This window comes from Mycobacterium shigaense (genome assembly GCF_002356315.1).
Lineage (GTDB): Bacteria > Actinomycetota > Actinomycetes > Mycobacteriales > Mycobacteriaceae > Mycobacterium > Mycobacterium shigaense.
Map to the genome: position 1 here is coordinate 3,721,611 of NZ_AP018164.1, position 9,665 is coordinate 3,731,275.

At 63.9% G+C, this 9,665-nt stretch carries 10 protein-coding genes; 7 read left to right on the forward strand and 3 right to left on the reverse strand.

Annotated features, from left to right (window positions below):
- Window positions 1-3 precede the first annotated feature (3 nt).
- The 3 genes from MSG_RS17385 to MSG_RS17395 all read left to right on the forward strand — a co-directional run bounded on the left by MSG_RS17385 (window position 4) and on the right by MSG_RS17395 (window position 3,604).
- Window positions 4-642, forward strand: a complete 639-nt coding sequence (locus MSG_RS17385; RefSeq protein ID WP_096441487.1) for a hypothetical protein — start codon at window positions 4-6, stop codon at window positions 640-642.
- Window positions 643-743: 101 nt separating this feature from the next.
- Window positions 744-3,071 carry an arylsulfatase gene (locus MSG_RS17390; protein ID WP_096441489.1) on the forward strand — a complete coding sequence of 776 codons (2,328 nt, stop codon included), beginning with the start codon at window positions 744-746 and terminating at the stop codon, window positions 3,069-3,071.
- Window positions 3,072-3,100: 29 nt separating this feature from the next.
- A complete protein-coding gene (locus MSG_RS17395) occupies window positions 3,101-3,604 on the forward strand; it encodes a hypothetical protein (RefSeq protein WP_232011070.1) in 504 nt (167 codons plus the stop codon).
- A gap of 19 nt (window positions 3,605-3,623) precedes the next feature.
- Here MSG_RS17395 and MSG_RS17400 read toward each other — a convergent pair whose 3' ends face one another.
- Window positions 3,624-4,181 (reverse strand): TetR/AcrR family transcriptional regulator, encoded by a 558-nt coding sequence (locus MSG_RS17400; protein WP_096441491.1) that lies wholly within the window; start codon window positions 4,179-4,181, stop codon window positions 3,624-3,626.
- A 105-nt stretch (window positions 4,182-4,286) separates the two neighbouring features.
- Here MSG_RS17400 and MSG_RS17405 point away from each other — a divergent pair, with 105 nt between their 5' ends.
- From MSG_RS17405 to MSG_RS25920, 3 genes are all read left to right on the forward strand, one after another.
- Window positions 4,287-4,715 carry a nitroreductase family deazaflavin-dependent oxidoreductase gene (locus MSG_RS17405; RefSeq protein WP_096441493.1) on the forward strand — a complete coding sequence of 143 codons (429 nt, stop codon included), beginning with the start codon at window positions 4,287-4,289 and terminating at the stop codon, window positions 4,713-4,715.
- 115 nt (window positions 4,716-4,830) lie between these two features.
- A complete protein-coding gene (locus MSG_RS17410) occupies window positions 4,831-5,838 on the forward strand; it encodes an IS481 family transposase (protein WP_118915833.1) in 1,008 nt (335 codons plus the stop codon).
- A 121-nt stretch (window positions 5,839-5,959) separates the two neighbouring features.
- Window positions 5,960-6,997: an LmeA family phospholipid-binding protein gene (locus tag MSG_RS25920; protein ID WP_269458605.1), complete on the forward strand. Its 1,038-nt coding sequence runs from the start codon at window positions 5,960-5,962 to the stop codon at window positions 6,995-6,997.
- 34 nt (window positions 6,998-7,031) lie between these two features.
- On the opposite strand, the gene MSG_RS17420 is transcribed toward MSG_RS25920, so the two are convergent.
- Window positions 7,032-7,406, reverse strand: coding sequence for a nuclear transport factor 2 family protein (locus MSG_RS17420; protein WP_096441495.1), 375 nt, complete (start codon window positions 7,404-7,406; stop codon window positions 7,032-7,034).
- Between the two features lie 454 nt (window positions 7,407-7,860).
- Window positions 7,861-8,136, reverse strand: coding sequence for a hypothetical protein (locus MSG_RS17425; RefSeq protein WP_181159218.1), 276 nt, complete (start codon window positions 8,134-8,136; stop codon window positions 7,861-7,863).
- A gap of 281 nt (window positions 8,137-8,417) precedes the next feature.
- Between MSG_RS17425 and MSG_RS17430 the strand changes: the two genes are divergently transcribed.
- Window positions 8,418-9,647: an amidohydrolase family protein gene (locus tag MSG_RS17430; protein ID WP_096441497.1), complete on the forward strand. Its 1,230-nt coding sequence runs from the start codon at window positions 8,418-8,420 to the stop codon at window positions 9,645-9,647.
- The last annotated feature ends 18 nt before the right edge of the window (window positions 9,648-9,665 follow it).

Sequence of the window (9,665 nt, forward strand, 5' to 3'; positions counted from 1 at the left end):
CACATGCACGTGGATCAGGCTGTACTCACTTCGCTCGCGACGTTGCTGGGTGCCGGAGTTGGCGGCTTTACCACATATATGTCCTCCCGAGCCGCATTTCATCGGGGTGAAACCCTTGAAACCAGGAGGCGGCACGACGCATTGATGCGCGACGTATCGGTTCGCTTCGTCAAAAGTCTCGATATAGTGCAGGGGGAGATCAGTTCGTCAAAGTTCAACCAATTATCTGCGGGTTTCGATGAACTGGTGTCGTCCAACCAAGAGGTGAAGAAGCTCTTCGAGCGAGTAAAAGTCGGCGCGTCCGTGGAAACAGATGGCCAAGCGGTCGACACGGCTCCGCGCGCAACGGAACCGACGCCTCTTGCACTTGAGCAAATTGCGGCTGTCACATTTCGAGCGGCGCTTCGCGCGTCACCGCACATGGTTGAACTCAACAGCATTATTGCGGAAATGAAGCTGATCATGCCGAACCACATCCTGCAGAAGGCTCAGTACGCCGCGATCGTCACGCTTTTTGCGGCCCACATCTCCGAGGCGGGCACACCGAACAGCTACTGGAACCAGGCCTCGAGTGCGGCCGTCAGTGACTTTGTCGAGGCGGTACGAACCAATTTCGGTCTGAACCCAACTGAATTGACTTAAGATCGCACGGTTCGCGGTGGCTGGAGTCCAGCCGTCGGTGACAGGCTGTGCTGTAGGCGTTTTGGAGATTTGCTGCAGGACGGCAATTCACAGGAGGCAGGATGGCCGACCTCGCGCGCGATACGGAAGAGTTCGGCGGGGTCATCAACCCGTTGCTGGCCGATTCCGCCCCGGTCACGCCGTCAATCAGCCACCCGCCCTCCGGCGCACCGAACGTCGTCGTCGTGCTGCTCGATGACGTCGGCTTCGGCGCGGCGTCCACATTCGGTGGACCGGTCCCGACGTCGGCGTTGGATCGTGTCGCCGCTACCGGACTGCGCTACAACCAATTTCACACGACCGCGCTATGTTCGCCGACTCGTGCCGCGCTGTTGACCGGTCGCAACCACCACAGTGCGCACATGGGCACCATTTGCGAGGTCGCGTACGGATTCCCGGGCTACGACAGCATGATTCCACAGAGCACGGCCACAGTCGCACAGCTGCTGCTACTGAATGGTTACAGCACGGCGCTCTTCGGCAAGGCCCACATCACCCCGACGTGGGAGATCGGCCCCGCCGGCCCGTTCGAGCGCTGGCCGACCGGCCTCGGATTCGAACGGTTCTACGGTTTCCTGGGCGGCGATACTTCGCAATACGAACCGGCGCTCTATGACCAGACCACTCCGATCGAGCCGTACCTCGACCGCGACGACTACCACCTCAGCGAGGATCTTGCCGACAAGACAATCGAGTGGATCCGGCTGCAAAGGACCTCGGCGCCCGATAAGCCGTTCTTCATTTACCTCGCACCTGGCGCGACACACAGCCCCCACCAGGTATGGCCGGAATGGTCGGACCGATTCGCCGGCCAGTTCGACGACGGCTGGGATGCGTTGCGCGAACAGACATATGCCCGCCAGATCGCGATGGGTATCATTCCCGACGGCGCCCGCCTGACCCCCCGTCCCGAGCAGATACCCGCGTGGGCCGACTACGACGATCGGTACAAGCCGGTGGCGCGGCGGCTGATGGAGGTCTACGCGGGCTTCTTAGCCCACACCGACGCGCAAATCGGGCGGGTCATCGACGCTATCGACGAACTCGGGCAATGGGACGACACGTTGTTCATCTACGTGTGCGGCGACAACGGCGCCTCGGCGGAAGGAACCCTGCACGGCGCGTGGAGTTCGCCGGCATTTCAAAACGGGCTGCCCGAGGACCCCGAGTGGTTGCTGGCCCACATCGATGACTTCGGCACGGCACGCGCCGAAAACCACTACAACGTCGGCTGGGCATGGGCGCTGGACACACCGTTTCAGTGGATGAAGCAGATCGCCTCGCACTTCGGTGGGACCCGCAACGGGCTGGCCATCTCATGGCCGCGGCAGATCAAAAGCGCGGGGCAACAGCGCAGTCAGTTCCACCACGTCATCGACATCGCACCGACAATTCTCGAAGCCGCCGGAATCGACGCGCCCACCCACGTCAAGGGTGTCAAGCAAAAGCCAATCGAGGGCATCAGCATGGGGTACTCATTCGACGACGGCGGCGCCGAAAGCTGCCGCACCACACAGTATTTCGAGATCTTTGGCAATCGGGCGATCTATCACGACGGCTGGATCGCGTCGTGCTTTCACGGTCGGCTGCCCTGGCAGCGTACCCAACAGAGCAAACCGTTCGGCGATGGCGAGCGCTGGGAGCTTTATCACCTGGTCGACGACTTCACGCAGGGTGTCGATCTCGCCGAGCAGCACCCCGACAGATTGGCCGAATTGAAGGCCGTCTTCGATGCCGAAGCGCGTAAATACGATGTGTACCCCCTCAGCGACGCCACGGTGCTTCGCGCGCTGCCCACCAATCGTCCCAGCCATCTTGCCGGCCGCACCTCGGTGACCTACTACCCCGGGCAGGTACGCATTCCCGAACCCGTGACGTTGGGCTACACCAGCGCGTCCTTCCGGCTACGGGCACACGTGCACATACCGTCGGGCGGTGCGCAGGGGGTGATCATCTGCATCGGCGGATCGATGTCCGGGTGGTCGCTCTATGTGCAGGACGGCGTTGCCCGCTTCACCTACAACTATCTGGGTCATCAGCTCACTACGGTGGCGGCGGCTGATCCGCTACCGGAAGGGCCTGTAGTGCTTGGCCTTTCGTTCGACTACGACGGCGGCGGGCTGGGCAAGGGCGCCACGGTGACACTGCGCGTCAACAACGTAGCCGTAGCAAGCGACCGGGTCGAGCGGACCGTGCCGTTCCGATTCTCGATGAGCGGCGAAACCTTGGATGTCGGCACCGACACCGGCTCGCCCGTCGCGCCCTACGGTCACAATTTCGAATTCACGGGCCGTATCGACCGCGTCGACGCCACCGTTGATCCGCGACCGGCCGACCTAGCCGCCGGGCTCGCCCAGGCGGAGCTGCGCGCCGCAGTCTCCGCCCAATAATCACGAAGGCGGGTCGACCGGTGTTGGACATGTGGAGCAGCCTGGTCCCGCTGATCCTGGGCTGCGCCCTGGAGCCGATCAAGCTCGTGATCACCATCATGCTGCTGGGAACGCCCTCGCGCCTGCGCGCCGCCGGCGCCTGGGTCGGGGGGCATGTCACCACGCGGCTGCTTCATGGCCTCATTTTCGGCAGCATTCTGCACTGGGGGGCACGCAGCGCCGACAGGGCTCACGCGCACTACTGGATCGTGTCGACCGTGCTTCTGGTGACGGCTCTACTGTTTCTGGTCACCGCGGCGCGGGAGCTGCTGAGCGGCGACGACCCCAACGCCCCACCGCCGACGCGGATGGCCGGCCGGCGGGAATCTGCTCATCATCGGCATCGCAGCCTTCTTCCCGCAACGGTCGCGATCCACTCTGGACCGCGCGCTGCGCTGGCTACGGGAAACAATCGACCCGTCGTGATCGTCGTGGGTCTCGCATTCGGGATCTGGTTCGGGATCAAGGCCTTACGCGGCTTCGGGATTCTGTAGCCGCTCAGGTGCGCAGCCCTCAGCTCGGCAGATGCCGGCTGATCACCTCAACGAGGTGGCGGCCGACGTCATCGAGCGCATCGGTCGACTGGGCGGCGAGCGCCATGATGACAGCGCCTTCGATCGCCGCGATGGTCAACGTCGCCAGCGAACGCGCTTCCTCGCGGTCTGCCCCAGATCTCAACAGGCGGTCGGCGAGAATCGACTGCCAGTCGTGCATCGCCTCGGCGGCCGCTTGTGCGGCGCCCGGCGCATCGGTACGCCCGAGGATGGCGGCGACAATGGGGCAGCCCGCCTGCAATTCGCTCTGCCGAAGGGTGGTCTTCCACTGGTCGACGAAGGCTTGGACGGCGTGGGCGGGATCGCCGTCGGTCGACCCGATGACCGCGGTCAACGCTTCCCCGGCCACGCGAACGGCTTCGGTGACGAGTTCTTCTTTTCCGCCCGGAAAATTGAGGTAGACGGTGCGTCGAGCGACCCCACTGTCTTCCAGCAACGCGTTGAGGCCGGTTCCGGCCACACCCCTGCGTTGAATCAGCCCCGTCACACTCGCAATGAGTGCTTCGCGTGCGGTCATGGGTTGTACTATACCAATCGGTCTACTACTATACCAATTGGTCTACTGCCGCCTATGCGGGCGGAAGGGCCGCGGGCCGAACGGGTTTCGAGTACGGAGACAACGATGACGAGGACGAGCGAGGACAAGACGCTGCGGAAATTTCGCAGGGAACGTGCGGTGGGCCGGTATTTGTTCAACCCGACGGTCAAAGCGCTGAACCGACTGGGCGTGCGTACCGCGCTGGCCACCGAACTGGAGACCATCGGCCGCAGGACCGGCCAGGCGCGCCGCGTTCCCGTGTCGGTGCAATTCGAAGACAATGGGGCATGGGTGATCTGTCAGCATGGCGCCCGCTCCGGCTGGGGCAGCAATATCGCCGGGAATCCGAACGTGCGTGTGCGCCAAGGGAATAACTGGCGTACCGGAGTCGCCGCGTTCCGGCCGGATGACGATGTGGTCGCGCGCGGACGCCAGTTCGGGCGGCTGGCCGCCAGGATGGTCAAGGCGCTCGAAACGACACCTGTATCCGTGCGGATCGACTTCACCGACTAGCTGTGATGTCCAGGGAGGTTGTTTCTCCCGTTATCGGTGAGTCTGTGTGACAGGGAAGGCCTCCGGTTGTGAAGTGGAGCTGTCTAGGAACCGCTTCATCAACCAGGAGGCCTTCGTGTCCCACGCTAACGCTGCACTGACCCCGCGCGCTCGATTGAGGCTCGCCAGACTCGTCGTCGAGTCCGGTTGGACCTACGCGGCGGCGGCGAAGATGTTCATGGTCGCCCCGCGAACCGCCAAGAAGTGGGCCGATCGGTTCCGCGCCGAGGGGCCCGCCGGGATGGCCGACCGCAGCTCACGTCCGCACGTCAGCCCCACCAGGACCGCACCGGCGCTGATGCGCCGGATCGTGGATCTGCGATGGCGCAAGCGGCTCGGGCCGGTGCAGATCGGCGGGCGCTTGGGGGTGCCGGCCTCCACTGTGCACGCGGTACTGACCCGGTGCCGCATCAACCGGCTATCCCACATCGACCGCGTCACCGGCGAACCGCTGCGCCGCTACGAACATCCCCATCCCGGCGCGTTGATCCACGTCGACGTCACCAAGTTCGCCAACATCCCCGACGGTGGCGGTCACAGATTCCTGAGTCGAGAACAAAGCAAACGCAACGCCATCGCCACCGGCCACCGCACCGGGGAACGCGGTGGCATCTCGACGAATTACCGCCCGAAGATCGGAATCGCGTTCGTACACACCGTGATCGACGATCACTCTCGGATGGCTTACGCCGAGATCTGTACCGATGAGAAGGCCGCGACGGCCGTCGCCGTGCTGCAGCGCGCAGTCGCGTGGTTCGCCGAGTGCGGGGTCGTCGTCGAACGAGTGCTCTTAGACAACGGATCGGCCTACCGATCCTTCGCGTGGCGTGACGCCTGTGCCGAGTTGCGCGTCACTCCGAAGCGGACCCGCCCGTACCGGCCGCAAACCAACGGAAAGATCGAGAGATTCCATCGCACCATGGCCGACGGTTGGGCCTACGCCCGTCACTACCAGTCCACTAAAGAACGCGACACCGCTTTAGCGGGCTGGCTGCACTTCTACAATTTCCATCGAGCCCACTCCGCCATCGCAGGCAAGCCACCAGTCACCAGACTGACCAACCTCCCTGGACATCACAACTAGCCGTCGGATGTCGAGCTTCATCTCGGCTGTTCTTGACCTACAGCCCCTGCGGGAATACGTCCACTGACCGCCTGACCAGGCATCTTCCCGATCACACAGCCGATGAGGCACAATCGCGCTGGTGACGAATCCGCAAGGACCTCCAGGCGGCGACCCGTCGGAAGGGGCCCGCCCGCCCGCACCCGGCGGCCCACCCAACCTGCCTGCTCCCCCGCGGCCCGCGCAACCGTCCGAGTACGAGACTCGCCAAATCCGGCACCCCGGCCCGCCGCCGCGGCGACCGCCGCAACCGCCGGGGCCTCCGCAGGGCTTCCCGCCGAACCCGCAGTCCGCTGCTCGGCCACGGCCGTACGAGGAATCGCCCACTACCCAGCTGGCGGCGCCGGCGCAGCCTCAGGACGCACCGACGACGCGGAAGCGCGGTTTCTTCCGCAAGAAGCGGTCGATCGCTTTGATCCTCGGCATCGTGGTCGCCGTTGTGGTCGCGGCCCCGGTCGGCGTCGAGCTGTACGTCCGCAACCAGGCGAGCGGCAAGGTCGGCGACGCGGTGCAGTGCGAGGTGCAGGACAGCGCGACCGTCTCGTTCGCCACGGCTCCGCCAGTCGCCTGGCAATACCTGACCGGGCACTATCCCGACATTTCGGTCCAGACCGCGGGTAACCAGATCCGCCAGGCCAAGGGCATGAAGATCGGCATCGACATTCGGGACATCCGGCTGAACCAGAGCACCAACTCGGCGGGCACCATCGCGTCGCTCAACGGCACCATCACCTGGTCATCGGACGGCATCAAGCAGTCGATCCAGAGCGCGATCCCGACGATCGGCAGCCTGGTGGCCAGCAGCGTGACCACCAACCCGAGCGATGGCACCGTCTCCTTGAAGGGCCTGCTGGACAGCGCCACCCTCAAGCCGGTGATCGCCAACAACGGGGTGTCGCTGCAAGTGGCCAACTTGACCGCGCTGGGATCCACGATGTCGACGGAGAGCGTGCAGAAAAGCCTCGATGACTACACGGCGAAGGCGACGCAGAACTACCCGCTGGGCATCCACGCCGACGGCATCAAGGTCACCGACAGCGGCATCGAGGCGACCTTCTCGAGCACCAACGCGACGATCCCGGCCGGCGGCAGCCAGGACAGCTGCTTCGCCAACGTCTGACGGATTCACAGCCGCGTACGCCCGGCCCGTGGCGTCACGCCCAAATCCCTTGCTGGTAACCGCAATTCCACACCTCGGTGATCCTGCCGTCCACGACTCGGAAGATTTCGATGCTGCCGACGGTGGTCTCGGTGCCGTCTTTCAGCCGCATCGGCGACTGGTACACGATGGCCACATGCTCGCCATCGTCGCCGGCCACGACCAGGTTGAGGTCGAAGCGGATGGTTTCGAACATGGCCCAGTGATCGATGATTCGATTCACCGCGTCCTCATGCGCGAGGACTTTCGCCCCGCCCACCTCGTGCCTGGTCACCGTCTGGCCCATCAGCTCGTCGGCGAGCGCGAAGTCGCGCTGATTCCACACGACGAGGTTGTACAGCTCCACCACTTCTCGCGCAGTCCGCGTCATGCAAACACCTCCAGGGCACCAGGTCGCCGGCATCGCGCAGCTCGCCGACTACGGCCCGCGGCACCGAGTTCTGCCGGAACGTTACGCCGCGTTCCAATTGGGTAACACTGAACGCTCTTTCGGCGCGGCAAACGCCGAACGGAATGGCCGTCAGGTAATTTGAATTCAATTCGCCCAACGTTGGACGTATCCCCCATTTCGCTGGATGGAGAATGCCAATGTACAAACGTGAAACTGAACGATGCCGAAAATGTCAGGGTTTAGCAGATGCCCTCGTCTGGTATCAGTACACATCGGAAGGCAACCCGGTCGGACGAATCATTCACCGGATCCGCTGCAGGCACGGCTGCCGGGGCCTGGTCGTGGACGGACCCGGCGCACGCTGCTAGCCAATTCGCTGCGGGTCAACGCCGAGTTTTAATGCTCAGCGCTATTATTCTTGCGCACTGAATTGTCATCGCCAGCTAGCGGGCAAGTCGACCAGATGGTTCGGGCAAATGTCTTGCACCGCCACGGACATGATGTCCCGCGCCGCCTGAGCTGACATCTTGGCGCGCAGCATCATAAAGGCGTATTCGGCCGGGGCGTATCCCGCCTGCGGTCCCGCCGGGTCGTCCATCAGCTGGCACGCCTCCTGCTCCCGGGCAGTGTCCGCATGGGCCACGCCGGTACCACTCAGCGAAAAAAGGCCCGCCACGCCGCCGACGATGAGCGTCGCAATAACCTTCACTGGCGATCCTCCCCGGCCGACGAGCCAACGACCAGGATAGGGCGCCGCCGACGGCCGCGCCCCGGCCGCAGCGGCGCGCGTCGGTCATCGTTTCGGTAACGCGATTCTCGACTCTGCGAGAGCCTAGGCGTCACCGCCCACGCTTTAGGGGCGCGCAAGCGGTTGGTTCGCGGCTTCTGAACTGGAATAACCGGGACTGAACGGGAGTTTTGCGGCGTTACAGTTGAGATTGGTAATGTCATTACCCCTACAGTGTCCATGAGACTTCCAGGAGACGCCTGATGCCATCACGCGAGCTGTCCTACCCGGTGTTCGATGCCGACAACCACTTCTACGAGCCGAAGGAAGCCCTGACCCAGTTTTTGCCGGATCACCGCAAGGGCATTATCGACTACATCGACGTCCATGGGCGGACCAAGATCGTCGTCCGCAACACCATCAGCGACTACATCCCCAACCCGACGTTCGAGGTGGTCGCGAGGCCAGGCGCGCAGGAGGAGTATTTCCGCCACGGTAGCGGCGGCAAGAGCTACCGCGAGGTGATGGGCAAGCCGATGAAGGCCATCCCCGCCTTCCGCGATCCCGCGGCCCGGCTCGAGGTGCTCGACGGACTCGGCCTGGACTACACACTGATGTTTCCCACGCTGGCCAGCCTGGTCGAGGAGCGACTCAAGGACGACCCAGACGCCATCCTGGACATCATCCACGGGCTGAACCAATGGATGTACGAGACTTGGCGATTCGACTACGAGGGCCGCATCTTCTCCACGCCGGTCATCAACCTCGCCAGGATCGACCGTGCCATCGAGGAACTCGAATGGTGTGTGGAGCGTGGCGCCAAGACCGTGCTGGTTCGTCCGGCGCCGGTGCCGGGCTATCGCGGCACCCGCTCCTTCGGCCTGCCGGAGTTCGACCCGTTCTGGGACGCCTGCGTGAAGGCCGGCATCCCGGTTTCGATGCACGCCTCGGACAGCGGTTACGCCGCCTACCTCAACGACTGGGAGCCCGGCGACGAGTTCAAGCCGTTCAAGCCCACTTCGTTCCGGATGGTCGCAATGGGCAAGCGGCCCATCGAGGACACCATGGCGGCACTGGTGTGCCACGGCGCCTTCAACCGCAATCCCGACCTGCGCATCCTGTCGGTCGAGAACGGCGCGTCGTGGGTGCCCTACCTCTTCTACCAGTTCAGGGACGTCTACTCGAAGATGCCGCAGGAGTTCCCCGAGGACCCGATCGAGGCATTCAAACGTTGCGTGTACGTCGCGCCCTTCTGGGAGGACAACTTCAAGCAGATGGCCGACCTGTGCGGCATCGACCGGGTCATCTTCGGCTCGGACTGGCCGCACCCCGAGGGCCTGGCCGACCCGATCAACCTCGTCGGTGATCTCGAAGCGCATGGGCTCGACGATGACGGCGTCCGAAAGGTCATGGGCGGCAACATGGTTGACCTGTTCAAGGTCGAGAACAAGAAGGTCTACAAGCCCGACGTTCCGGCCCTTGTCCTGGCCTGATCGAGCAGATGATGCAAG